The sequence below is a fragment of the Microthrixaceae bacterium genome, from assembly GCA_016702505.1.
GTDB lineage: Bacteria > Actinomycetota > Acidimicrobiia > Acidimicrobiales > Iamiaceae > Aquihabitans.
This window is the reverse complement of the sequence record JADJDU010000003.1, coordinates 295872-321104: the sequence shown is the minus strand read 5'-3', so window position 1 is coordinate 321104 and position 25233 is coordinate 295872. Positions and strand designations below refer to the sequence as shown.

19 protein-coding genes are annotated in these 25233 nt (G+C 65.3%); 13 read left to right on the top strand and 6 right to left on the bottom strand.

Annotated features, from left to right (window positions below; genetic code table 11):
- Window positions 1-22: 22 nt before the first annotated feature.
- The 5 genes from rfbD to IPG97_04525 are packed head-to-tail and all read right to left on the bottom strand — an operon-like array spanning window position 23 to window position 6744.
- Window positions 23-2017 (bottom strand): dTDP-4-dehydrorhamnose reductase, encoded by a 1995-nt coding sequence (gene rfbD / locus IPG97_04545; GenBank protein ID MBK6855832.1) that lies wholly within the window; start codon window positions 2015-2017, stop codon window positions 23-25.
- Window positions 2018-2033: 16 nt separating this feature from the next.
- Window positions 2034-3035, bottom strand: a complete 1002-nt coding sequence (rfbB, locus tag IPG97_04540; GenBank protein MBK6855831.1) for a dTDP-glucose 4,6-dehydratase — start codon at window positions 3033-3035, stop codon at window positions 2034-2036.
- Window positions 3036-3076: 41 nt separating this feature from the next.
- Window positions 3077-3655, bottom strand: coding sequence for a dTDP-4-dehydrorhamnose 3,5-epimerase family protein (locus IPG97_04535; protein ID MBK6855830.1), 579 nt, complete (start codon window positions 3653-3655; stop codon window positions 3077-3079).
- A gap of 13 nt (window positions 3656-3668) precedes the next feature.
- Window positions 3669-4757: a glucose-1-phosphate thymidylyltransferase gene (locus IPG97_04530; GenBank protein ID MBK6855829.1), complete on the bottom strand. Its 1089-nt coding sequence runs from the start codon at window positions 4755-4757 to the stop codon at window positions 3669-3671.
- A 49-nt stretch (window positions 4758-4806) separates the two neighbouring features.
- Window positions 4807-6744, bottom strand: coding sequence for a polysaccharide biosynthesis protein (locus tag IPG97_04525; GenBank protein MBK6855828.1), 1938 nt, complete (start codon window positions 6742-6744; stop codon window positions 4807-4809).
- Window positions 6745-7042: 298 nt separating this feature from the next.
- Between IPG97_04525 and IPG97_04520 the strand changes: the two genes are divergently transcribed.
- Window positions 7043-8239 (top strand): glycosyltransferase, encoded by a 1197-nt coding sequence (locus tag IPG97_04520; GenBank protein MBK6855827.1) that lies wholly within the window; start codon window positions 7043-7045, stop codon window positions 8237-8239.
- 23 nt (window positions 8240-8262) lie between these two features.
- Here IPG97_04520 and IPG97_04515 read toward each other — a convergent pair whose 3' ends face one another.
- Window positions 8263-9996: a hypothetical protein gene (locus IPG97_04515; GenBank protein MBK6855826.1), complete on the bottom strand. Its 1734-nt coding sequence runs from the start codon at window positions 9994-9996 to the stop codon at window positions 8263-8265.
- Window positions 9997-10143: 147 nt separating this feature from the next.
- On the opposite strand from IPG97_04515, the gene IPG97_04510 reads away from it, so the two are divergent.
- The 12 genes from IPG97_04510 to IPG97_04455 all read left to right on the top strand — a co-directional run bounded on the left by IPG97_04510 (window position 10144) and on the right by IPG97_04455 (window position 25230).
- Window positions 10144-13425, top strand: a complete 3282-nt coding sequence (locus tag IPG97_04510) for a class I SAM-dependent methyltransferase (GenBank protein ID MBK6855825.1) — start codon at window positions 10144-10146, stop codon at window positions 13423-13425.
- Window positions 13426-13438: 13 nt separating this feature from the next.
- Window positions 13439-14362, top strand: coding sequence for a glycosyltransferase family 2 protein (locus IPG97_04505; protein MBK6855824.1), 924 nt, complete (start codon window positions 13439-13441; stop codon window positions 14360-14362).
- A gap of 104 nt (window positions 14363-14466) precedes the next feature.
- Window positions 14467-14895 carry a hypothetical protein gene (locus IPG97_04500; GenBank protein ID MBK6855823.1) on the top strand — a complete coding sequence of 143 codons (429 nt, stop codon included), beginning with the start codon at window positions 14467-14469 and terminating at the stop codon, window positions 14893-14895.
- 119 nt (window positions 14896-15014) lie between these two features.
- On the top strand, window positions 15015-17684 hold the full coding sequence (locus IPG97_04495) for a B12-binding domain-containing radical SAM protein (protein ID MBK6855822.1): 2670 nt from the start codon (window positions 15015-15017) through the stop codon (window positions 17682-17684).
- Window positions 17685-17696: 12 nt separating this feature from the next.
- The gene (locus IPG97_04490) at window positions 17697-19649 is read left to right on the top strand and encodes an SGNH/GDSL hydrolase family protein (GenBank protein MBK6855821.1); all 1953 of its coding nucleotides are present in this window, start codon (window positions 17697-17699) and stop codon (window positions 19647-19649) included.
- A 139-nt stretch (window positions 19650-19788) separates the two neighbouring features.
- Window positions 19789-20019 (top strand): hypothetical protein, encoded by a 231-nt coding sequence (locus IPG97_04485; protein MBK6855820.1) that lies wholly within the window; start codon window positions 19789-19791, stop codon window positions 20017-20019.
- Complete coding sequence (locus tag IPG97_04480; protein ID MBK6855819.1) at window positions 20016-20813, top strand: class I SAM-dependent methyltransferase; 798 nt, start codon at window positions 20016-20018, stop codon at window positions 20811-20813. The genes IPG97_04485 and IPG97_04480 overlap by 4 nt, the downstream gene beginning before the upstream one ends.
- 105 nt (window positions 20814-20918) lie before the next feature.
- The gene (locus tag IPG97_04475; protein MBK6855818.1) at window positions 20919-21761 is read left to right on the top strand and encodes a class I SAM-dependent methyltransferase; all 843 of its coding nucleotides are present in this window, start codon (window positions 20919-20921) and stop codon (window positions 21759-21761) included.
- A 141-nt stretch (window positions 21762-21902) separates the two neighbouring features.
- The gene (locus IPG97_04470; GenBank protein MBK6855817.1) at window positions 21903-22541 is read left to right on the top strand and encodes a hypothetical protein; all 639 of its coding nucleotides are present in this window, start codon (window positions 21903-21905) and stop codon (window positions 22539-22541) included.
- Window positions 22538-23533, top strand: coding sequence for a hypothetical protein (locus IPG97_04465; protein MBK6855816.1), 996 nt, complete (start codon window positions 22538-22540; stop codon window positions 23531-23533). The genes IPG97_04470 and IPG97_04465 overlap by 4 nt, the downstream gene beginning before the upstream one ends.
- A 299-nt stretch (window positions 23534-23832) precedes the next feature.
- Entirely contained in the window at window positions 23833-24156 is a 324-nt protein-coding gene (locus tag IPG97_04460) for a hypothetical protein (GenBank protein MBK6855815.1), read from the top strand.
- A 9-nt stretch (window positions 24157-24165) separates the two neighbouring features.
- Window positions 24166-25230 (top strand): phytanoyl-CoA dioxygenase family protein, encoded by a 1065-nt coding sequence (locus IPG97_04455; protein ID MBK6855814.1) that lies wholly within the window; start codon window positions 24166-24168, stop codon window positions 25228-25230.
- Window positions 25231-25233 lie beyond the last annotated feature (3 nt).

The following is a 25233-nucleotide window of genomic DNA, read 5'->3' as shown; positions in this document are numbered from 1 at the left end:
GTCCCGAGGCATTTGGGTCGCGTCAGCTTGGTGCCGGTCCGCTACTGGAGGTCAGGTGCATCTCCTGACGAACTCGTCGCGCCGGTTCGCTGGAGACATCGACCAGTTGGGATCCGGTCAAATGGGTCTCACTTTCCGATCTCAACCCGTCGAGGTCGAAGCGGCCCGTGGTGGTCCCGCTCAGGTGGGCGGCGATCAGCTGGCCAGCCTGGGTCTTGTCGGAGGCACTCCCGCCTTGGGTGGTGGCCCGGTCCGAGCCTGACAAGACCTGCTGACCCGCGTCTTGTTGGATGGTGGCCCGGTAGAGCACGGAGCCACCGTCGATCGAGGTGATCTCGTAGGTGGCGACCTGTCGCAGCTTGGTGCCGCCCACGGGGGAGGTGGTGGTGACGCGCCAACGTGCGCCCCGACCTACCGGTTGGGTGGGGAGGGGTGGGATCAGGGTCGCGAGCTGGTGGCTCAGGTCGGTCTCGGTTCGAGGTGACCCGCTGGGCGCATCGTCTTGGACCGCGACGGCCGGAGCGGACAGGGGGTCGAGCGACGTGGCTACGCCCTGGGGGTCTATCCGTGCCGTTCCGCGCCAACCGATCGACTTTCGTACCTCGGCGGTCACTGCGGCGAGTTGGGCGTCGGTGAGGGTGGTTCCCTGGGGGTCGATGCTGGCGTCGATCACCTCTAGGTCGAGGTCGTGACCTCGGTCGTCGGCCGAGGTCACCGTGAAGCGAATCCGGTGGATGGTCGCGGGAGGGTCGACGACGACGGGCGTGGATGCGGTGCCTGATCCTGACCCATCGGCGTCAATGGGCAATTCGAGGCGTTGGGTTAGATGAACGTCGGTCCGCAGCTCCAGCTCACCGGTGGTGCCGGCGGTCGGGCGGTAACGGAGCCGGGTCCGGGGAGAACTCCCGTGGTCGAGTACCACCACCGATGGCCGCGAGGGAGCAGTGCGTTTGTGGCCGACAGTCGGGTCGGCGCGACCGAACAGCCCGCAGGCGGCCAGTACCGAAGATGTCAGCACGGCCATGACCGTCAGCAGGGGCGTCCTGGTCCTGCCCCGAGACGAGTAGGGAACCCGGGGCGGTCGAGTGTGCGGGGAGCTGGTCGTCACCGGCTGGCGCGTTGGCAGTGTTGGTCCGCTGGCCTCAGGGCAACGCCACCGTGCCCCGGTCGCAAGCTCAGCGATCATCTCGGCCAGCGGCTCGGAGAAGTGTCGCATCGGAGCTATGCCACTTAGGCGCAGGGCGGCATGATCGAGCACCGAGTTGGCCGGTCGGGTAGCGGGTCGAGCGGGATCCAACTTGGCGGTGGTGATCGGACGGACCCTCGACACGGGGTGGCCGGCGGCCTCCAGGATGTGTTGAACGAACTCGTACCAGCTCACGGCCCCTGAGTTGGTCACGTGGTAGATGCCGTTGTGCCGATCCGAGACGAGCGTGAGCAGGGTGGCGGCCAGGTCCTTGGCCAGAGTGGGGCAGCCACGCTGGTCGGTGACGAAGGCCAGCGTCTGGTCCGTCTCGGCGGCCAGTCGGAGCACGGTGGTGACCGCGTTGGAGCCACGGGCCCCGCACACCCACGACGTCCGGACCACCAGCGCCTCGGACCCGGCCTCCACCTCACCGCCGCGTTTGGAACGCCCGTACACCGATAGGGGGTTGGTGTCATCCCACTCGACGTAGGGGGTGTCCTTGGTCCCGTCGAACACGTAGTCAGTGGATACGTGGGCGAGGCGGGCGTTGTGGCGACGGCAGGCTTCTGCCAGGTGGCGCACCGCCATGGTGTTGGCCGCGTAAGCGCCGTCGGGTTCGGATTCGGCCAGGTCGACGGCGTTCCATGCGGCCAGGTTCAAGACCGCCTCGGGCTTGGCCGTCGCCACGGCATCGAGTACCTCGTCTCGGTTGGTGACGTCGAGACGGGCCCGGTCACAGGCGACGACCTCCCAGTCGGCCGCCCCGAACAGGTCGGTGGCCTCCTGGCCGACCTGGCCGCCCGCGCCGGTGATCAGGACCTTTCGTCGGATGCTCACGGCGACGACGTCACTTGGACCATGCTGTTCCCTCGGCTACCGGTGCACGGTCGCGCAGTGGCTCCCACCAGGCTTGGTTGGCGACGTACCAGTCGATGGTCTCGGCGATGCCAGAGTCCCAGCCGATGGTGGGCTCCCAACCCAGCTCGGTGCGGATCTTGGTCCAGTCCAGGACGTAGCGGCGGTCGTGGCCGGGACGGTCCGGAACGATGGTCTTCAGGCTTTGAGGCTTGTCGAGGTGCGCCAGGATCAGGTCGGCGATCTCTTCCACGCTCTTCTCGACTCCGGTGCCGACGTGGTACGTCTCGCCGATCCGGCCTCGCTCCAGGATCAGGTCGATGGCCCGGCAGTGGTCCAAGGCATGGATCCACTCGCGCCGGTTCTGGGTAGACGCGTACATGGGGAGCGACTGGTCCTGGATGGCCAGGGTGGTGAAGAAGGGGATGACCTTCTCGGGGAACTGGTAGGCCCCGTAGTTGTTGGCGCAGTTCGTGATGGTGATGGGCAGGTCCCAGGTCTCGTAGTAGGACCTGACGACGTGGTCTCCCCCGGCCTTGGATGCGTTGTACGGCGTGCGGGGCCGGTAGGGGGATTCCTCGGTGAACATCTCGTCGGTGTCCAAGTCGAGGTCGCCGTACACCTCACAGGTGGAGACGTGGTGGAACCGGGTGACACCGACTCGACGGGCCGCTTCGCACAACCCCTGGGTACCCAAGACGTTGGTACGGAAGAAGCGAGCTGGATCAACCACGGCCAGGCTGTTGTGGGACTCGGCAGCGAAGTTAACGATGCGATCCACGGAGTGGGTCTCGAGCAACCCGGCCACGGTGTCGGTGTCACCGATGTCGGCGAGGGCGAAGGTGACCCCGTCGATCCCGTCGACGTTCTCCCGAACCCCGGCGTAGGTGAGGGCATCGAGGGCGACAACGTGGTCCTCGGGGTGGTGGTCGGTCCAGTAGCGGACGAAGTTGGAGCCGATGAAGCCGGCGCCGCCGGTGACGAGGATGCTCATGGGGTGCGGAACTTAGTGGACGCTGGGGAACCGGGGGCGGGTTACGCCATGCGCAGCCGGTGGTGAGGTTGCAGGGCGGGCTCCAGGTCGGAGCGGCGGGGGTTGGCCTGGTCTCGGGCCGACACGACCGGGTCGGTCACTCCCCAGTCGGCTCCGATGGCGGGGTCATCCCAGGCCACCCCCAACTCGTCGGCCGGGTTGTAGTAGCCGTCGACCAGGTAGGTGATGGTCATGTCGGTGAGCGCGGAGAACCCGTGGGCCACTCCGGGCGGGATGTAGATGCCCCGGTGGTCGTGGTCTACCCCGGCAGTGCCGGGCGTCGACCCTATGTCGATGGTGAGCGTGGCTCCGTCGGTGGGGGAACCGGTGCGGAGGTCGTGGAGCACGACCCGGGCCTGCCCGAAGGGCACGTACCAGTAGTCGGCCTGGTGCAGGTGGTAGTGGAGGCCGACGATGGCTCCGGCCCGGCGGTCGCCGCGGTTGCCTTGGATCATCTCCCGACCGCCGGGGAACCAGTTCCGGCGGTACGTCTCTATGAAGATCCCGCGTTCGTCACCGTGGATGTCAGGTTGTACGACGGTGACCCCGTCGATGACGTCGGATGGGGTGATGGTGGCCATGAAGGTCGCTCTTTCAGGAATCGATGTCGATCTGGCAGTGGTCGCCCACCAAGAAGCGGTTTGCTCGCGGTCGCTGATGGGTGCGTTGGACCACGGCGTGGCGACCGATCAGCGAGTCGATCACCCTCGGGACGTTTTCGACGCGGCTGTTGGCCAGGACGATCGAGTGCTCCAACTCGGACTGGATGATCTCGCAGTCAGCGTCTACCGATGAGAACGGGCCGATGTAGCTGTCGACAACCCGGGTATTGGCTCCGATGGCCACCGGACCACGAATGGTCGACCGGATGATCTCGGCCCCTTCGGCCACCTGAACCCGGCCGTCGAGCTGAGAGTGCTCGTCGACCTTGCCGTGGTTGGAAGGCTCCAGAACCTCGAGGATCAAGCGGTTGGCTTCCAGGAGTGGGGTGAGCTTGCCGGTGTCGAGCCACCACCCGTCGAGCACCTCATGGCGGACGCGGTGGCCGTTGTCGATCAGCCACTGGATGGCGTCGGTGATCTCCAACTCGCCGCGGTCCGAAGGCTCGATCGCTCTGACCGCTTCGTGGATGGAGGGATCGAAGAGGTACACGCCGACCAGGGCAAGGTCCGACGGTGGAACCTCGGGCTTCTCGACCAGGGCCACGACCTCGCCATCGGGGCCGAGCTCGGCCACACCGAAACGCTGCGGATCGGGAACGTGGGCCAAAAGGATCTGGGCCGAACAGGAGTCGGGGCCGGTTTCGGCCCGGTGGGCGGTGAACTCGTCTACGAAGCTGGTGATCCCGTCACGGAGGAGGTTGTCTCCGAGGTACATCACGAACTCGTCGTCACCCAAGAAATCCCGGGCGATCAGCACGGCGTGGGCCAGCCCGAGCGGAGCGTCTTGAGGCAGGTAGGTGACCTCGAGACCCCAGCGCGATCCGTTTCCCACCGCGGCCCGGATCTCGTCACCGGTGTCGCCCACGATGATGCCGACCTCTTCGATGCCGGCATCGGCCATGTGCTGAAGCCCGTAGAACAGGATCGGAGTGTTGGCCACCGGCACCAGTTGCTTGGCGCCGGTGTGGGTGATGGGGCGGAGCCGGGTGCCCGAGCCGCCAGCGAGGATGAGACCCTTCATCTGTTGTTTCGCCTTTGTGGGGGGAGGGGCGTGACGCGTTGGTCGGTGGTCAGCGGACGGTGCCGGTATCGGATGCCGGTGGAGCCTGGCGTTCGGCCCGCTTCTCGGACAGGTCTCTGACGATCGCCGTCGCCCGGGGCGAGCCCGGGTGCTGGTCGACGGGAATGGTGGTCTCACCATGGTCGAGTACGCAATCGACGCCGCCCTTTCGGAGCATCGACTCGAGCTGGTGTCTGACCATGGCGTCGTCACGGGCATCGACGGACTTGCGCAGGGAGGCGAGGGCCTCGACCAGTTCATCCCACTGCCATGGGATCTTCGGGTTCAACGAAGATATCGAGGGGTGATCTGACGGTTCGATGCTCTCGGCGTCGTCGTGGAGACGTTCGTGGAGTCGCTCTCCGGGCCTGGTGCCGACGATGGAGATCCTCACGTCCTCTCCTGGCCGGAGGCCAGCGAGGCGAATCAGCTGTCGGGCCAGAGCCAGGATGGACACGGGCTCGCCCATGTCCAACAGGTAGACGCGGCCCGGATCGGCCATCGCCCCGGACTGGAGCACCAGGCTCACGGCCTCAGGGATGGTCATGAAGTAGCGGGTCATCTCGGGGCTGGTGACCGTGACCGGTCCGCCATCCACGATCTGGCGCAGGAACGTGGGCACCACGCTGCCCCGGCTGCCCAATACGTTGCCGAAGCGAACGGCCACGAACGGGAGTTGGTGGCGACGACCGACCTCGAACACCATCTGCTCAGCGGCGCGCTTGGTGGCTCCCATGACCGAACAGGGATCGGCGGCCTTGTCGGTGGAGATGTGCACGAAACGACCGGTGCCGTACTCGGCTGCGGTGCTGATCAGGTTCCAGGTGCCGAACACGTTGGTCCGCACCGCTTCCACCGGGTATTTCTCCAAGATGGGCACGTGCTTTTGAGCGGCGGCGTGGAACACCACGTCGGGTCGTTCGTTCTCGAACAGATCCTGGACCCTCACCTGATCGCAGATGTCGGCCAGTACCGGAGCGATGTCTACCCCCGAGTCAGCGAGAGGCCCGGTGGTCACGTCGTGGAGGAGGCTCTCGTCACGATCGAGGAGCAGGAGCCGAGCGGGACGGTGCCGAGCCACCTGGCGCGCGATCTCGCTGCCGATCGACCCCCCGGCCCCGGTGATCAGCACGGTGGCGTCGCGTAGATAGTGGTCGATGTCGTCGGAGTCGACGGGGGCGTGCTCGCGCCCGAGCAGGTCGGTCACATCCAGGTCGCGCAGGTTGCGCACGAGGGGGCCGTCCACCCGCCCGGTGGACAACGGCAGCACCTTGACCTGGGCGTGGGTACGCAAGGCCTGGTCCACCACCGTCTTGACCCGGTGCCGATTGTCCTCGTCCTCGGCGATCAGAACCCTTTCGATCCGGTGGCTGACACAGATCGATTCCAGGTCGTCGGTGGTGCCCAGCACGGTGAAGCCTCGCACCGACCGGCCGACGAGCTCGGGGTCGTCATCGATGAAGCCGACCACGTTGGTGGGTCGTCCGGCGTCGGTGTGGGTGAGCTCGTAGGCCAGGGCCGCGCCAGCGGTGCCAGCACCGACGATGACAGACCGGAGGCCGGAGGCGTCACGGGCCTGTTGACGTTCCAGGGCGAAGAGGCGGGACTGGAAGCGGACGCCACCACAACCGAGCAAGCTCAGAAAAGCGGCGAGAGGCGGAGCGGTGACGAATGGGAACGGGGTGTGGGTGGTGGTGGCCGCGATGACGGTGGTGATCGTGGCCAGGATCGACCCGCCCAAGACGCCAGCCACCACCCGAGCCGCTTCGTCGACCGAGGCATAGCGCCACACCGGCCCGTAGAGACCAGCAAGGCGGTGGCCGACCAGTTGGACGATGACGGCCAGGGGCATGATCCAAGCCAGCGCCAGGGTCATGTCCTTGGCCGAGGTGTCGAAGGCGGCACTGATGGCCAAGGCCCAAGCCGCGGCCACGATGCCCAGGTCCATGAACCGTAGGCTCAGGTTGTCTGCCCCCCGAGCCACTCGGTAGACGAGGCTCGGCAGCTCCGGTACCGGTGAGATCGGATCGGCCGGCGGAAGCGAACGTTCCTGGTTCACGGGCCTTCCTGGCTACGTCGGATCATGGTGGGCTTCTTCTGGCGGACGCGGTCGGCCGGCTACCGGCTCCGAGGCGCAAACGCTACCCCACCAGGGGATAGGCCGCCACGGGGTGTGGTCGTTCCGATTGTTCGGACGGGGACGTTGGCAGCCGTGCGCTGCGGGAGGTCCCATTAGGGTCCGCCCCGTGGGTGCGGTCCTGGTTCTCCCGACGACTACTGCCGGTCAGCAGGGTCCTGTGGCCGCGCTGTTGAGCTCGGCTGGGTGGCTGGCGGCCTGCGAAAGGGTGGTGGGCCCGTCGTGGATGGTCACCCCTGAGGGGGTGCTCGATGCCGATGAAGCGCGACGGCGAGCCTCGGGCGCCCACCTGAGTCCATCTGCGTCCCCTTCGGTTGCATCGCGGGTTCCGACGATGGTCAAGACCGCGGCGAAGGATCTTCGGCAGGTGGCCCGGGGATCGGGCTTCACCGTCACCCCCGACGGGCCCTGGTCTGGACATCAGGTCGACTTCGTGTGGCAGCGACACGAGTTGTTCCACACCGCAGGGGTCGACCTGGCTGACGCATTGGGGGTTCCCTCGGTGGTCTTTGCTCCGGCCGTCGCCGTGTGGGAGGCCAAGCGGTGGGGTGTGGCGCGTCCGGGTTGGGGGGGGTTGGTGGAGCGTCTAGGCGAGGCTCCCACCCTTCGCCGAGCCTCGGTGTTGGCCTGTGGCTCGGAGGAGGTCGCCGAGGAAGCGGTCCGCATCGGCGTCGACCGGGACCGGATCCTCATCACCCCGTCGGGTGTGGAGATCGAGGAGCCGGCCTCCGCGGAAGAAGCGGCAGCAGTGCGGGCTCGGCTCGGAATTGGTGCGGAGTTCGTCGTGGGCTGGGTGGGGAGCTTCCGGCCGTTCCACTCCTTGACCCGGCTCGTGGATGCCGCAGCAGGTCTCGATGGGGTCTGTCTGTTGATGGTTGGTGATGGACCTGATCGTCCGATGGTCGAAGAGCGGGCCAGGTCGCTCGGGGTGCGGGCGGTGTTCACCGGCACCGTTCCCCATTTCGATCTTCCCCGCTACTTCGGGGCGATGGACACGGCCGTGGTCGTGGCTCCCGAACACGGGGAGTTCCACTATTCGCCGCTCAAGCTGGCTGAGTACTTGGCGTCAGGTCTGGCAGTGATAGCTCCAGATGTCCCGACGGTCGCCAGTCGCCTGACCCACGAGGAACAGGCCCTCCTGGTTTCCCCGGTAGATCTGGGTGAGCTCCGGTCGGCGATGGTCCGTCTTCGAGACGACCCAGATCTGCGATCACGGCTGGGTTCGTCTGGACGAGCCGAGGTGGAGGTTTCCTTCAGTTGGGACCTCCAGGTCCGTCGGGTGCTCGAGTTGGTCTCGGCGCTCTAACCGAACCGGATGGTTCGGCCCTGTTAGTTGACGACACAGATCGAAGCGGGGGAACCAGGTCTCGCCTGGCTGGTGAGGTCGAGATCGAGGCCTGGCGCGACCACGGTCACGATGGCCCCGTCGTCGGGGGTGACTTCCACCGGAAAGCGCTGGCCCGAACTCGAGCGGGGAGTCACCAGCACTGGCTCGGTCAGGAAGAAGACCATGCCGACCGTCGGCTCGAGGTGGGCCACTGTTGTCGCCTGGCAAGGGACCACCCGCCAGTCACCGAGTTCTTGCATGAGCCCCAACCGAACCGTCAACTCGGCATCGATGTCGGCGGGGATGGGTCCCGACACCTCCGGGAGTTTGCCCTCGGTTGCGGCTCTGCGGAGGAAGCCCACGGTCAGGCTCTGGGAGTTGAACACGTCGGGATCGGGACGAAGTCGATCTGGTGCGTTGGCCGCGGCCGGATGGCGCAGGACGTTGAGGATCAGCCTGCCCTGGTGGTCGTGGTGATCGGGGCTGAAAACGGTGTCCTCGAACTGCGCGATGTTGTGAGGTACCCCCAGGATCAGCAGCGCAGGAATCGCAACGGCGGCTGGTCGCCACCACCGTGAGATCGACTGGATCGACGCCGCTATCAGCGGCAGGGACAGGGCCACGTACGCGTACAGATAGCGGCTGGCCACGGCCGCACCGGGCCCGAACAGCCAGGCACGCTGGGCGGCCACCAGGATGAAGAGGATGGTCGATCCGAACAAGGCCAGCGGTCCGATGATCGGTGTCAGCCGCAAGCGGGCCGACGCCACCGTTCTGACGACGCGGCTGGAGGAGCCGTGTATCTCATCGCCGCGGTCGCTGGAGCTGGTGCTGTCGGTCCCGGGCCTCAGGACCGCCATGGCGATCCCGACGGCGACGGCAAGACCGAGGATCGCTCCGGCCCACCAAAATCCGGTGAGCTCGACGAACACGCCCCGCACGCCGGTGGTCACCCAGTCCTGGTATTCGCCGAGTCCGGGGCGTCCCCACGGGCTACTCCTGTCGGGGTGGATCAAGGCCGACCACACCAGGTAGGCGAGGGCGGGCGGGCCCACGTTGATCACCATGGGCTTCCAACCTCGTCGGACCAAAAGGGTGACCGACAGACCAGCCATGACCATCAGCGCCGGACTGCTAGACGCAAGCCCCAACGTGCCCAACACGGGAGCCAGGTAGTCGCTCCGGCGCACCGGGCCCGGCCGGTCGGCGATGACCCATTGGGCAAGGGTGAAGGCCAGTGAACCGGTGAAGCCGATCTGGAAGGCCCAGATGATGTCCTCGCGGCCCGAACCGAAGAGCACGAGCGCACCTGCCGCCACCGTTGCCAGCCACGGGTTCACATCGTACCGACGCATGATCATCCGGATGCAGACCGCTACAGCCAGGTGCGCCACCACCACCATCGCCTGATACGGCATGTACGACCGGATTCCGAAGACGACGTAGGCGAGCCGGAAGGCTGCGACCGGCACGGATGACCAGTGACCGTTGTGATCCTGCATCAGTCCGTCGACGGAGATGTCACGCTCGGCGACGAAGTACCAGTCGTCACGGAAGAACCACCAGTACCGACCGAGTCCGAACAGGATGAGAGGGAAAGCGGCTGCCACGTAGACACCGAATGTCCACGCCGCCCAGCGAGCGGTCCGTGCCGACGGGGAGGTGGCCATCGCCGACTCGGCCGTGTAGCTCCCGGTCCCGTCTGCGGCGGAGTCGGAGTAGGTGACGGTGCTCACCCCAAATCGATACCACGCCCGACCAGAAAGGCTCCGGTAATGGCCGGAGCTGTGACCCGTGCGGCTCTTTGGCCGTCGGCCCCGCCCGTTCCCCGCCGCGCTAGGGTCCGCCCGTCCCAAACCCGGTCAAGGAATCGCGCCCCGCCGATGTTCCCCTTCTGGAACGACGTCATCGCTCCCGTGCTAGAGGCGGGCGGAGTCAAACGCCTGGTCGAGATCGGTGCCCTCCGGGGAGAGAACACCCGCCAGATCATCGAGACGCTCGGGCCTGAGACCGAGCTACACGTGATCGACCCGAAGCCGGCGTTTGATCCCGCCGAGCATGAACGGGAGTTCGCCGGTCAGTACGTGTTCCACCGAGCCCTGAGCGTCGATGTCCTCGGTGAACTGCCGGCCATGGATGCAGCGCTGATCGACGGCGATCACAACTGGTACACGGTGTACAACGAGTGTCGGCTCCTGGCGGAGCGGAACCGGTCTTTGGGGGCCGAGCTACCCATCATGATCCTCCATGATGTCGGCTGGCCCTACGGCCGTCGCGACCTCTACTACTCGCCGGACACGGTGCCAGCCGAGTTCCGTCAGCCGTATGCCCAAAAGGGAGTCCACCTCGATCGCAACGAGCTGGCAAAGGGTGCATCGGGACTCAACCCGAATCACTTCAACGCCACGCACGAGGGCGGACCCCGCAACGGTGTCATGACCGGGTTGGAGGATTGGATAGCTGGCTACGACGAGCCAGTGCGGCTGGTGGTGTTGCCCGTCTACTTCGGGCTGGCCATCGTGGTGGCCGAGGAGCGGCTGGCCCGACAGCCGGATCTGGCTTCGGTGCTCGACCGCCTCGAGGGTGTGGAAGGACGCAATCTGCTCTTGGAGTTGGGGGAACGTCTCCGTCTCCAGGCCATGGTGTTCCAGCACAACGCTCACTTCCCGGCCCTTGCCCGAGAGCTACGGCTGGTGGCCCGCTACCTCGGCACGGTCAAGGCGGCGCTGCTGAACGAGCACTACCTGGAAGACGAAGCCCGACTGGCGCACCTCGCTGCCCGGATCGAAGCCGGGCGGGCCCCCGACGCCCGGATACTGCGGGACCCGGTGCGCCAAGACCCCGAGGTCTGGCCTCGCCTGGCCCGCGAGCGGCTCGGGCCTGCCGGCCCCGACGATGGTCGCGGACGTTCCTTCGTGCCCTACACCGACATGGGACGAGCCCGCCTCGATGATCTTCACGGTCGCCTCGAGACCGTCAAGGCAGAGGCCGTACCCGGCGATCTGGTCGACGTCGGGGTAGGACGCGGAGGTGCTGGCATCTTCTTTCGGGCCTGGCTCGACGCCTACGACCTGAAGGACCAGAAGGTGTGGGTGGTGGACCGCTTCCGAGCCGCTCCCGAAGGGCTCAAGTCAGCCCGATGGACCGAGCGGGGCGTGGCCGACTTCCGCGCCGATCTGAACCTGATCCGAGATGGATTCACCCGCTTCGGGTTGCTCGACGCTCGGGTGAAGTTCCTGTCGGGTGAGCTCGAGGCGTCGTTGGCCGATGCCGACATCGAACAGGTCGCCATGTTGAGGCTGGGGCACGACACCGGGGCGGATGCCGGGTTGGTGCTCGATGCGCTCTACCGCCGGATCCCGGTGGGTGGGTTCGTGGTCGTCGATGCCAGCGAGGAGTCCGAGACCCGCCGTTCGGTGGAGGAGTTCCGGACGCGCCGAGGTCTTACCGGCCCGTGTGATCACCGGGATCACGGCTTGATGGTGTGGCGCAAGGTCGGGGGTGAGCCATTCGAGAGCGCTCTGGACATCGCCCCCCAGGCCGATCTACCTCGCGCGCCGTTGGCTCCTCCCGCGCCGGGTGACCAGGTAGATCTGACCGTCGTAGTGGTCTTCCACAACATGGCTCGTGAGGCTCGTCGGACGCTCCACTCGTTGTCGAGGTCGTACCAAGACGGCGTGGACGCCATCACCTATGAGGTGTTGGTGATCGACAACGGATCCGGGCCCGGCCAGGCCCTGAGTGCCGACCTGGTGTCCGAGTTCGGCCCCGAGTTCCGCCTGCTGTCGCTCGACTCGATCCATCCGTCTCCGGTCAACGCTCTCAACGCGGGAATCCGTGCGGGACGAGGTCGCAACTTCGCGCTGATGATCGATGGAGCCCACGTGGTGACTCCGGGAGTCCTCCGCTGGGGACTGGCTGGACTCGCCACCTATGCACCGGCGATCGTGGCCACCCAACAGTGGTACGTCGGTCCCGGTCAGCAGGGCGATGCCATGGCTGCCGGCTACGACCGTGAATACGAGGATCGGCTGTTCGAGCAGATCGCCTGGCCCACCAACGGCTACCGCCTGTTCGAGATCAGTCACTTCATCGGTGACCGAGACTGGCTGGACGGGCTGTGGGAGAGCAACTGCCTGTTCGTGGCGCGAGAGACGCTGGAGCAGGTCGGAGGGTTCGACGAGAGCTTCGACCTTCCGGGTGCTGGTTTCGCCAACCTCGACTTGTACGAGCGCTTGGCGGGCGGTCCCGACATCACTGTGGCCACCATCTTGGGTGAGGGATCGTTCCACCAGTTGCACGGGGGCGACACCACCAACCGAGTCGATGCCGCCGAGCGTCGGACCAAGGTCTTCGACTACAGCCAGCAGTACGCGGATCTCAGGGGTAGGGCCTTCCACGGACCGGGCAAGCCGGTTCACTACGTAGGGGCGATCCGCTCTCAGCCCGCCCGACGTACCAGGCCTCGACGGATGTCGGCCGAGATGTTCAACGCTGCTGCCGCAGCCGGTGGGGTGGACGGTCCTCCGATGGCTCCCCGGCCCATGCCCGAGGAGTTGGGCAAGGCGTTCATCGAGTCGGTTTACGCCGCGATGCCTTGGGAGGACACGACTTGGTTGGGTCAGTCGACCCGGACGCCTCCCACCGACCTCGTCGCCTATCAGGAGATCATCTCGACGGTGCGACCCGATTGGATCATCGAGACCGGGTCCAAGGACGGCGGTCGTTCGATCCTGTTGGCCTCGATCTGCGAACTGATCGGACACGGGCAGGTCTTGTCGGTCGACCCATCCGATGGCGATGGTCGACCGACACACCCCCGTCTCGAGCACCTGACCGGTCGCCCGCATCACCGAGATGTGGCCGAGGAGGTGCATCGACGGGTGGCCGGGGGGACGGCTTTGGTCGTGCTCGGGTCCCTGGTGGACCGTCACACGACATCTGAGGAGTTCGAGCGGTACGCGCCGCTCGTGCCAGTCGGTTCTTACGTTGTGATCGCTGACACGGTGGTAAACGGTCACCCCGTGTGGGCTGGGTTCGGTCCTGGCCCGGCTGAGGCCGTGAAGCAGATCCTGGCTCGCAACGGGAACTTCGCCCCCGATCCCAAGATGGAGAAGTACCACCTTTCCTTCAACCCCGGCGGGTACCTCCGCCGGGTGCGATGAAGGTCCGGAATCGGTGACGCTTCGCGCCGGGGGCGAGGAACGACGCCCGGCCCTGACCGTCGTGGTGGTGGCCTACGGAATGGGTCGCGAACTGCCACGGACCCTCTACAGCCTGTCTCCCCGATACCAACGAGAGGTCGATCCTGACGACTACGAGGTGGTCGTCGTCGACAACGGCTCCCCCGAGCCGCTGGATCGGATCGTCGCAGACTCGGTGCTCGATGCCAGGTTGATCAGGCTCGACCCGGCCCCGGCATCGCCGGCACGTGCCGCCAACATCGGTATCGAGGCGGCCCGCGGGTCGCTGGTCGGGGTGGTGATGGATGGTGCTCGATTGGCATCTCCTGGGTTGCTGGCAATGGCCATTCGCGGTGACCGAGTGGCAGACCGTGCGGTGGTGACCGCTCCCGCATACCACCTTGGACCCACCACCCACATGAAGGCGGCCGAAGCTGGCTATGACCAGGCCGTCGAGGACGCGTTGTTGGAGCAGGTGGAGTGGACGAAGGACGGTTATCGGCTGTTCGGTTGCTCCACCCTGGCGGGCTCGTCGCATCGGGGTTGGTTCGGCGCCAAGAGCGAAAGCAGTTCGCTCTTCATGGGTCGCGATCTGTGGACTGACCTCGGGGGTTATGACGAAGCCTTCGACCTACCCGGAGGCGGGCTGGTGAACCACGACCTCTACCTGCGGGCCTGCCAGCGGGATGACACGACACTGGTCCAGCTCCTGGCCGAGGGCACGTTCCACCAGATCCATGGCGGTGCGGCTACGTCCCGAAGGTTCACCTGGGCCGACATGGACGCCCAGTACCAGACGCTTCGTGGCGCCCCATTCCGGGAGCTGACGGCTGACCCGATTCACCTCGGACGAATGCCGGACCCGGCGTTGGAGATGCTCGACCACTGCGCCCGACTGGCGATCGAACGCCGCCCCTGATCCCCCGGTCTGATCAACCTGGTAGCGACGACTACCGGACCTATCGCTCAGGTGCCTAATAGGATGGGAGCATGACTTCGGCCGCCCCCAAGGGATCCTGACCGGTGGGTGACGTTCTGATTCCGGTCCCCGAGGAACACGCGGAGGAGTTCAGTCGGCAGATGATCCGACACCTCATCTCCACGAGGATGTCCGACCACGAGATCGATTCGGTGGTGGAGACTCGCCTGAGCTTGACCGATGACGAGCGGACGGTCTTCGACGTCATCTGTCGGGCATCGGCGCGCCGCGAGTTGCTCTCCTGCGATTCCATAGCGGCGGTCACGGCCTCGAGCGTGGGTGAGGTCTACGGGCTGGCGCTGAACATCAACGGTGCCTTTCAGATCCGAGATCTCGCTCCTTGCCTCGTGATGGAAGCAAAGGTGAACTCCGACGGCGGCGACGGGCATCAAGTCGAGAACCTGATCTACATCATCCCCTCGCTGGCCCGGCGAATACTCGCCCACGTCCCTGACGTGGCTGAAGGGGACTGACCCACCTGCGACCTTTGGGCCCCGGCCCATCGGCATCGGGCCCGACCCGGCGATAGGGTGGGATCCTGTCCACAGCGCCAACGGGCGCAGGTTCCAGGTGTGCCTGGTAGGGGAACTTGATGACCGACATCTCAACTACGCGTGAGAGCCAACACTCTGAAGCATCATCCGCAGACGGCGCGCGGCTCAGCCGTTTCGCCACCGTCATGCTCCGTCGCGAAGGAGTGTGCATTCCCAAGATCGACATGCTTCCCGAGATTGTGATCGCCGGTGCCGATCTAGCCTTGATGGCTGAGTTGTCGGGGCCCGAGGTTCGAGACGTTTCTCCCCTGATCGAGGAGATATCGGCTGACTGGAGCGTGCCCGCATTCGACCTTCACGTCACGCTCTTCTACTTGCGGGAGCGCAAGTTGGTCGAGGGCTCCAACAGAGCGGTGGTGCCGTCCCGCGGTTCGTCGGAGGGACAGGGGGCAGCCGAAGCAGTAGCGATGTCTGACAATCTCGACATCGGGAGCCCGATCCTCTTGACGGTGGCTGATGGCAGCTACTACGCGCTCGACCACGACGGAGGTGTCCGGGCGGTGTTGAGCGCAGCTCAGGTGCTCGCTGCCGTGAACTTGAGCACCTCGCAATCGGTCGAGGCGGCCTTTGCGGCCCACGTCGAGCAGGCGGGCCGGGCGGCGCTGACTGAGGACCGTTTCATGGAAACGGCCGGGATCCTCCTGGCATCGCGCATCGTCGGACGATCCGAGTCGATGCAGACCTCCTCTCGCCAGGAGTTCATTGCTAGTCACCTGTTCGCCAAGGCGATCGAAACCCAGGCCCACCTGCGATCTGATTTCGAAGATCGAATCGAGCAGCGCTACGCCCAGCAGGCGGAGACCGGTGTTCGCCGAACTGCGGTCATCCCGATCTATGACCAGCTGATCATGCCGTTGTCACTCGGGATGTTGGTGTCATATGCATCGGCATGGAACGAGGGTCAGCTCTTGGAGAGCTACGACTTCCTCCCGGCCACCTTCATGTACCCGGACGTGCTTGAGTCGCTGATAGACGACGGCTCGGTCTTCATGTTCAGCAACTACGTGTGGTCCCACGGCGTCAACCTGGAGAGCTCCAAGATCATCAAGGATCGCAGCTCGAGGGCGATCACGATCCATGGCGGACCCGACTCCCCCAAGTACCCGGGCGATGTCGAGGCCTACTTCGCTGCCAACCCGTTCATCGATGTGGTGGTCCATGGCGAAGGCGAGGTGACCTTTGCCGAGCTGTTGGCCGCGTTGGCACCCATTAGAGATGACGAGGAGCGAGACCTCTCGGTCCTCGATTCGGTGCCGGGCCTGAGTTACCGAGGCCCCAATGGCGTCGTGCGGACGGCGGACCGCGACCGGCTGACCGACATCAACGTGGTGCCATCGCCGTATCTGACAGGCCTGTACGAGCCGTTCGGTGGCGGTGTGATCAATACGGCCATGATCGAGACAAACCGTGGGTGTCCCTACAGCTGCACCTACTGCGACTGGGGATCGAGCACTGCCTCGAGGATCAGGAAGTTCGACCTGGAGCGGATCTTCGCGGAGCTCGAGTGGTGCGCAGACAACAAGGTCGAGAAGATCTTCCTCTGCGACGCCAACTTCGGCATCTTCGACCAGGACGTCCAGATCGCGGAGAAGGTCGCGGAGCTGTATACGACCAAGGGCTATCCCGGAAGCTTCGTCACCAACTACGCCAAGAACACGGTCAAGTACCTTCAGAAGATCGTTCAGGTGATGGCCGGAGCTGGCGTTGTCACCGAAGGGCTTCTCTCGTTGCAGTCGATGGACGACGACACGCTGGCCACCATTCGGCGGAAGAACATCAAGGTCGAGAAGTACGACGATCTCGCCCGTGAGTTCCGCCAGGCCCAGCTTCCGCTGATGGTTGATCTCATGATCGGTCTACCCGGAGCTACGACCGCCTCGGTGCGAGAGGACTTCCAGCAGTGCATAGATCGTGAGATCAACGCAAAGGTCTTCCAGACCGAGATGCTGATCAACAGCCCGATGAACGAACCGTCCTACAGGACTGAGAACCAGATCCGGACCGAGCGAATCGACCGATCGCCGTCGCCCGCGATCCCGTCTCGGGGGTCAGCAGGACTCGGACGTGCGCTGGTGGTCTCGTCCTCCAGCTTCACCCGGGAGGATTACGACGTGATGCTCCAGCTCCGAGCGGTGTTCCGCCTGATGGAGAACTTCGCGGTGTTGCGCCTCACGGCCAGGTATCTGCGCCATACCGTTGGCCTGCGAGAAGCAGACCTGATCGAGGCGTTGCGAGAGCTGACCCAGAACGAGCCGGAGGCCTACCCCACGATCACCACCGCTACCCGGGTGGTGCCGGTGACCATGGTGCCTCCCGTGAGCTGGCGCCTCTTCATCGACGAGATGGGGCGCTTCGCGGTCGAGCGACTCGGCGTGCCGCCTGGTTCAGGGCTCGATGCTGTCTTGGCGGCCCAACATGCCGTCCTCCCCGCCCAGGGTCGGAAGTTCCCCTACACGATCGAGGTGGGTCACGATGTCGGAGCCTGGTACCGCGACGTGTTGAAGGCCAAAGATTCCGGGCACAGGACAGACTGGGCCGACCACGTCCCTCCGCTGGAGTCCTATGGTCCTGCCTCCTTCACGGTTGAGGATCCTCACCGGCTCTGCGATATCGGACTGGGTTTCGATACCGACATTGACGAGTACCTCCACTGGGAGCTGCACTCACCCGTTGAGCGGACGCTGGCCGCGCACGGGATGGCCAACTGACAACTCCGAACCGTGTTGATCGAGGAGTCCCGTTGGGCGGCGAAGCTCCGTGACGCCCAAGCGGGCTCGGCGATAGCGAACATCATCTGGCTCGGAGACTCGATCAGCGAGCTGAACGCGACGGGTAACCCGATTCCGTGGCAACTCGGTGAGCTGCTCTCGAATCGGGTCGAGACCGTCCAGTACCGCAGGGCCAGCGACAACGCCTACGTGAACCCGTTGTCCAGCGCGGCAGGGGCACCTCCGGACCCGGAATGTGGCCTCGGCGGTCGGTCGGTTTTGCTGGAGGTGGGTCAGAGGGCGCGGGTCGAGGTTGGCGGTCAAGCCCTCTCCGTCGTTTGGACGCGTCGACCCGATGCCGGTCAGTTGAGGGTCACTTGGGGTGACGGCGTCATGGGCGTCATCGACACGGAGGGGGTCGTGGCTCATTCGCGACTCTCGTTGTTCACCAGGTCCGACGGATCGTCTCCGGTGGAGTTGGTGATCGAATCTCAGGGGGGTACCTCGGTGTTGGAGGGCGTCTACGTCCACCAGCACAACGCGCACCAGGGAGTGAGGGTCTGGCCCGCCGTCCGCAGTGGAAGCACCAGCCTCGATTTCCTCGAGAACCCCGGCTGGGTTCTCGATGCTCTGGACACGATCCGACCGGACCTGGTGGTGGTCGGCACCGGCACCAACGATGATGACTATGAGGGCGATGTCTCCCGGCTGGTCACCGGCATCCAGGCGCGGCGCCCAGAGACGGACGTTGCCCTTTGGTTGGCCCCGATCAGCTCGCAGTTCACACCGGACCACGCCGAGGCGGGACGTCGGGTGGCCCAACGCCTGGGGTGCCTGCTGATCGATGGAGCCGGTGCTCTTGGCCGGCTCCCGACGCTCGACGGTGTCCATCCGGCATCGATCACGTCGGCGATCGCTGCGGGTCATGCTGCCGCGGCTATCGCCCCCGGAATCGTGGCTGCATCACTGCTATCGCAGGTGGTCAGTTCGCTGCACCGCGAACAGGAGTGGAGCCCAGGCGCTGGGACCATTTCGGTCTCCACAAAACTGGGTGGAGCGGTGCTGGCCGGCCGGGTACACCAGGATGATCCGGAGCTGGCTTGGGGCCTGTCAGCGTCTCGTCCTGTCCTGGATCTCATTGGGCTCCCAGGCCCCACCCTTGGGCTTGGACCCGGCGGCTCCATGCCGATGGACACCTTCCTCTCCCGGGCGGGGGTCGGGAGCTTGGCCGTCAACAGTGGATCCGGGCAGGTAGATCTGGCGCGGTTGCGGTTGACCCCTGCCGAACGGGTGGATTCCGGATTGCCTGACCCGGTGCTCACCGCTCGGGACACCGGGGGGCGGGCCGAGTTGATCGCTAGCTTTCCGGGAGGCGCAACCACGGTTCTCGCCAACTCGATGGGGAGCCAGGGAGGATTCCTGGCCCCCGTCCCATGCGCCGTTTCGTCGCTGCGGGCGTCAGGGGTCGGGACGGTGCTGGAGCGAGGTGTGGTGATGTGGATGCCGTTGCCGGTGCTGGCGGCACCGGCCCGGGCCACCGACATCTGGTTGGAAGTGGTGTCGGCGCAGGCCGGTGTTTCGGTGACGGCCGCAGTGGTGTCCACCGCCGCGGATGGGCGGCCAGGTGCGGTGGTCACCTCTACCGGACCAGCGGGGATCGAGCTGGAAGGGTCGGGGGTGTTCGGGGCGGCGCTTGTGGATGCGGTGGTGCTCGACGCCGGCGTCCGGTGGTGGGTGGCGGTGCTGGTCGCCTCGGGGTCGGATCCGACCTTCATGGGGGGTGATCCGGCGAGTGACTGGCCGTCGGTGCAGTTGGGATCGGCACCGGTTCGTCCGACCGCTGGTCCGATCGGGCTGGGCTTCTGCCTGGCCGGGCAGTCGAGGATTCCTGACCACCCAGGACCCTCGATCGGCCATCACCCTGGTCGAGATCCGATGTTCCACGTGTCGCTGACGGCTCCTTGACGGTTGGCGGTCAGCCGCCGTGCGCGGTGGCAGGGGGGCACTACGGTCGCGCCTCGTGTCATCTAAGGGGTTTGGACTTCGTCGGCGTGTTCGGGCCGCGGTTTCGCAGCGTTTTTCGAAAGGTCGGCGTACGCGGTTGGTGAGGCGGGTTGCGGACGCCTATGAGGCGGCGTCGTGGTTTCATTTGACGTTGTTCTTGTTCTATGGGGCTCCGATCGATCCTTCGCACGGGTTGACGTGGCGTAAGCGGTTCGGGTTGGCGCGACGCATGCGTCGGAACACGACCAAGATCCAGACCGGGTTGAGCTATCGGGGGCATCTGGCCATTGCGGCGAAGGTGTTGTCGGTGCCGCGCTCGGTTGAGGTGTGATGGTGGAGGCGGGGTGTTGGAAGGGTGGTACTACTGCGAACTTGTCGTTGATCGCTCAGGCGGCGGGTCGGAGCTTGATCGTCTATGACAGCTTCGAAGGGTTGCCGCCGGCGGTGGAGGGCGATCATTGGGCCAGTGAGATGGGTGAGGGGGCGTTCAAGGGTGAGTTGGAGGAGGTGCGTTCCAACGTCACGCGGTTTGGGGCGGTGGAGGTGTGTGAGTTCCGTAAGGGGTGGTTCTCGGACACGATGGGTTCGCACTCTGAGCCGATCGTGTGTGCGTATGTGGATGTGGATTATCAGTCCAGTTTCCATGAGTGTGTGATTGGTTTGTGGCCGTATCTGGTCGATGACGGGTACATGTTCATCGATGAGTACCACCGGTTGGATTACTGCGCGTTGTTCTTCTCGGAGCGGTATTGGCGGACGTATTTCGATCGTCCGCCGCCTGGTTTGATGGGTGCTGGTTCTGGGGTTGGGTTGGGTCAGGTGTTCGTGGGGCCGTTGCGGACTCAGCGTCCGGGTGAGACGCCTTCGACGTTGGCTTGGACTCGTAAGGACTTTTATGCCGAGTGGGATTTCGTGGTCGATGATGCTCCGGCGGTGCCGTATCGGGGTGGTCCCGGGGCTGCTCACGGCCGGGAGGGCTGGACCCTCACCACCGTCTCGATCGAGGAGCACGAGAAGATCCTGTTCGCCCAGTTGGCTGAGACCAATGAGGAGGTGCGTCAGAAGCTGATCGCTCACCTCATGGCGAACCAGGGTGGCGAAGGTGGCGACGGCGACACCCCGTGAGCCCAGGTGTGCCGGGCCACAACGAACCGATCGGTGTGCTCTGAGCGATCTATCCTGCCCGCCGTGCCCAGCCCCACCATTGATCCTCCAACCGGCGACAACGCGATGGCCCAGCGATACCTGGACCTACTGAAGGGTTGCCTGACCCGAGACCTCTTCCCCGACGATGAGGTCCTCGATGTCTTGCACTGGCAGCCAAGTGAGGTCCTTGGCCCCCCCAACGATGTCTGGGATGTTCTTCACGCCAACGGGTGGCGGCTGGTGCGACGGATGAGCGCTGATGATCGATCGACGATCGGCCAGGACTGGATACCGGGAAGCGCTGAGACGATGGTGAGCCGGGCCCGGTTGGACAACGTCGAGGCTCTGGTGAGGCGAGTTGTCGCCGAGGGGGTTCGAGGTGACCTCGTCGAAACCGGGGTGTGGCGTGGGGGCACGGTCATTCTCATGAAGGCGGTACTCGCCACCCTCGGTGTCACCGACAGAACCGTATGGGTGTGCGATTCGTTCCAAGGCCTGCCCGAACCAGACCCGGACCGTTACCCGGCTGATGCATCCATGCAGGTCTCCAACCCCGATGCCAAGGCGATTCTGGACCTGGGGTTGGCGGTATCGGTCGAACAGGTGAAGGCGAACTTCGCCCGCTATGGCCTGCTCGACGACCAGGTCAGGTTCGTGGAGGGGTGGTTCTCCGAGTCCCTGCCCACCGCTCCCATAGGTGATGTCGCTGTCCTTAGGCTCGACGGAGATCTCTACGAGTCGACCATGGACGCCTTGGTCAACCTCGAGCCGCGGGTCTCACCCGGCGGGTTCGTCATCATCGACGACTACGGCTGCATTCCTGCCTGCCAGGAGGCGGTTCACGACTATCGGAAGAAGCATTCGATAGAGGCCGAGATCCACCCGGTGGATTGGACCGGGGCGTACTGGCGAAAGCCGTTGGGTTGAGCTCGGGCGGTAGGTCAAAAGGACCCGACCAGAAGGGCCCGATGTCACGCGGATCAACCGTCGTGCTCCCGCTACCATCCCCCCACCTCCCTGGTCCCGGGATGGTCCCCGTCCGTCAGCCCGCCGGTAGATCACACCATCGTGCCCACCAACTCTGAATCGCCGCCGCTCGTTTCGGCCTTGGTCGCGGATGCCAGAGCCGCGGCCCGGTTCAGGGGCGAGTACCACCGCATGGGCAACCGTTGGGTGACCGCCGGGCAGATGGTGAGGCTCGCTCTCGAAAGCGATGCCTACCTGGCCCAGGTCTGTTACCGAATTGGGGCCTCTGCCCGCCAGCATGGCGTTCCGTTGGTTCCTCGCCTCATGAAGGTGGCCGCCGCCGTCGTGGCCCAGGTTCACATCGGGCCCGAAGCGGTGGTGGGGCCAGGGCTGTACCTGGCCCATGGTCAGGTGGACCTACGCGGACCGGTTCGCCTGGCTGACGGCGTTGTGATGTTCCCGTGGTCCACCATTGACTCCTCTGGAGGAGAGGTGACCATCGGGACCGATGTGAGGGTTGGTACTGGCGCGGTCATCAACGGACCGGCATCGGTTGGAGCCCACACCCGAATAGGCGCCAACGCGGTGGTCACCGGCGACGTGGCGGCGCACAGTCGGGTGGCTGGCGTACCGGCCCGTCCGGTGGGCGCAAACAGCAAGAAGGAACCCCAGGCGACCCCGGTGATAGCGCCGGAAGATCAGGCGCCCCAGGGTGCATCGACACGGAGGACATCCGCATGACAGGTTCGTTGGTTTCCGACGGTGGGGGTCGGGTCATGGCGGCGGTCGACATCCTCACCGAGGAGTACCGCCACAACCCCGACTCTGACCTTGCCCGCCAGATCGTGAGGCTTCGTCATGATGCCTTCGGCCGGGAACGAGGTCCGTCGCTGCGGGCATCTTGGCCGCCGGACCTATCCGATCCCTTCCCTGAGGTAACCGGGATTCCCGAGATCATTCCTGATCAGATCTCGGTTGACGTGGTGGGAGGGAGCATCCTCCACCACGGTGGCGTGATAGTCCGCGGCTTGTTGTCCCCCGAGGAGGTCTCGGCGGTGAAGGCCCGGGCACTCGATGTGCTGGGAGACCGAGACGACGATCCCAGCGCTGGAGGTCCAGAGGGCAACGGGTCCTACCGTCCCTTCCAGGTAGATGCCGCCAGCGTCCCCACCGAACGAGCCTGGGTGCGCGAGGTCGGAGGGATGTTGGTTGCCGATGCGCCAGAGATGATGTTGGAGGTCCTGGAGATCTTTCGGGCCAAAGGCGTTATCGACACCGTGACCGGCTATCTGGGGGAGCGTCCGGCTCTCTCCTACAACAAGTGCGTTCTGCGGCGCCTGCGGGAATCGGCCCCCACCTGGCACCAAGATGGGGCCTTCATCGGTGCGGGGATCAGGGCCATCGACCTGTGGCTGTCGTTGTCGCACTGCGGTGGAGACCATCCCGCTCCGGGCTTGGACATCGTGCCCAAGAGGGTGAACGAGATACTGGAGACCGGCACCAAGGGATCGATCTTCCCCAACTCGATAGGCCAAGGTCTCGTCGACGAGGTGGCCGTGGACGCTCCGCCCGAGACCCCGTCGTTTGCGCCTGGCGATGCGATCTTCTTCGATGACTTCTTCGTTCACCGGTCTTCGTCGGAGCGGGAGTTCACTGCCGATCGGTACGCCCTGGAGTCATGGTTCTTCGCGCCTTCGTGCTTCCCTGAGCGCTACGTCCCGATCCTCGTATGAGTGGGCGGAGGGTGAAGGCAACGACCCCGGGGCCAACCAAGGCGCAACGTCGGGATCTGATGCGCAAGTTCCGGCGTCGTTTCCCATCGTTCAGACGGGCGGTGCGCGAGGACGCGCGCATCTTCTGCCTGTTCAGGGGTGAGCGTTACGAGTTTCGGTCCCGGACTGACCTAGTCCTCCAGGTGATCAGGCTTTGTTGGCGCAGCGACGCTTTCGCCGCTTTGCTCTGCTATCGGCTGAAGGCGACGCTCCAGGTTCACGAGGTCCCGATTCTGCCGTCGATACTCCATCGGTTGGCCATGATGATCGGCCAGGTGTGCATCGGTGATCCGGTGGTAGTCGCTCCTGGGCTCTACCTTCCCCATGGGGCGGTGGTGATCGACGGGATCGTAGAGATCGGGCCGCACGTGGAGGTGCGTCCGTGGGTCACGATCGGCCTCAAGGAGGGCAATGTGAACGGTGCTGTCGTCGGGGCCCGGGCTCACATCGGCACGGGTGCCAAGGTGATCGGACCGGTCAAGATCGGTGAGGACGCCCAGATCGGCGCCAACGCCGTCGTAGTGACAGATGTCGCTCCAAAAACGACCGTTGTGGGGGTTCCCGCCCGGCCGTTGTCGAAGTAGCTTCCGGCCATGACGCCTCCGGGAACCCTTGCCACGGACCACGCAGACGCCGATGCGGCCCTTGAGGCCGGTCGAGCCGCAGAGAAGGAAGGAGACCTTCAGTCTGCGGTGCAGCACTATGCGAACGCGTTGAAGGTCAGGCCCGACGATGCCCTCGAGGTTCGAATGGTCGAGCTTCGTCATCGAGCTTTCAGCCAGGTGGCCCGCAGCGGTGGTCGGGAGTCATGGCCCCCCTCGGTTCCGGACCTTTTCGAAGGATGCGTAGAACCACCCGAGATCGATGCCTCGGAACTGACCACCGACAAGCTGGCATCTGCGGTGCGCCACCACGGCTGTCTCCTCGTGCGCGGGTTGCTCGACGCCGAACAGGTCGAGCAGTTCAAGGGCGTGATCGACAAGTCCTTGGCGGCGTTCAAGGCACGGGTGGAGGGCACCAGCTCAGACGGCTCCGAGGTGTGGTGCTCGTTCTTCGAGCCCAGTGAGGCCTACGGCCAGTACGACGTGATGGGTGGCCGTCACTTCTTGGTACCCCAGGGCTCCATGTACACCGGCGATTCACCGCGGGCGCTCAAGACCCTGCTCGATTTCTTCGAGGGTGCCAACCTCCAGGCCGTTCTCACCGAGTACTTCGGGGAACGCCCGGCCCTGTCCCTCAAGAAGGGCACTCTGCGTCATGTCCCCTACACAACGGGAACGGGCTGGCACCAAGACGGGGCGTTCATGAGCCGTGGGATCCGTAGCTGCAACGTCTGGGTGACGCTCACCGACTGCGGGGGAGACTCCACGGCCCCTGGCCTGGAGTGGATTCCCCGCCGCCTCGACGAGTTGGTCGAGACCGGTTCTCACGGGGCGTTGTTCGACTGGGCGGTGGGCGACGGTTTGGCCGACGAGTTGGCAATCGATGCACCGGTGATCCGGCCGGTCTTCAACGCTGGTGACGCTCTTCTCTTCGACGATCTCCTGCTCCACCGCACCGGCATCTCTCCGGGGATGGACACCAACCGCTACGCGCTGGAGCACTGGTTCTTCTCGCCATCGCACTACCCGGCCGAGCAGCTACCGATCCTCTTCTGAGCA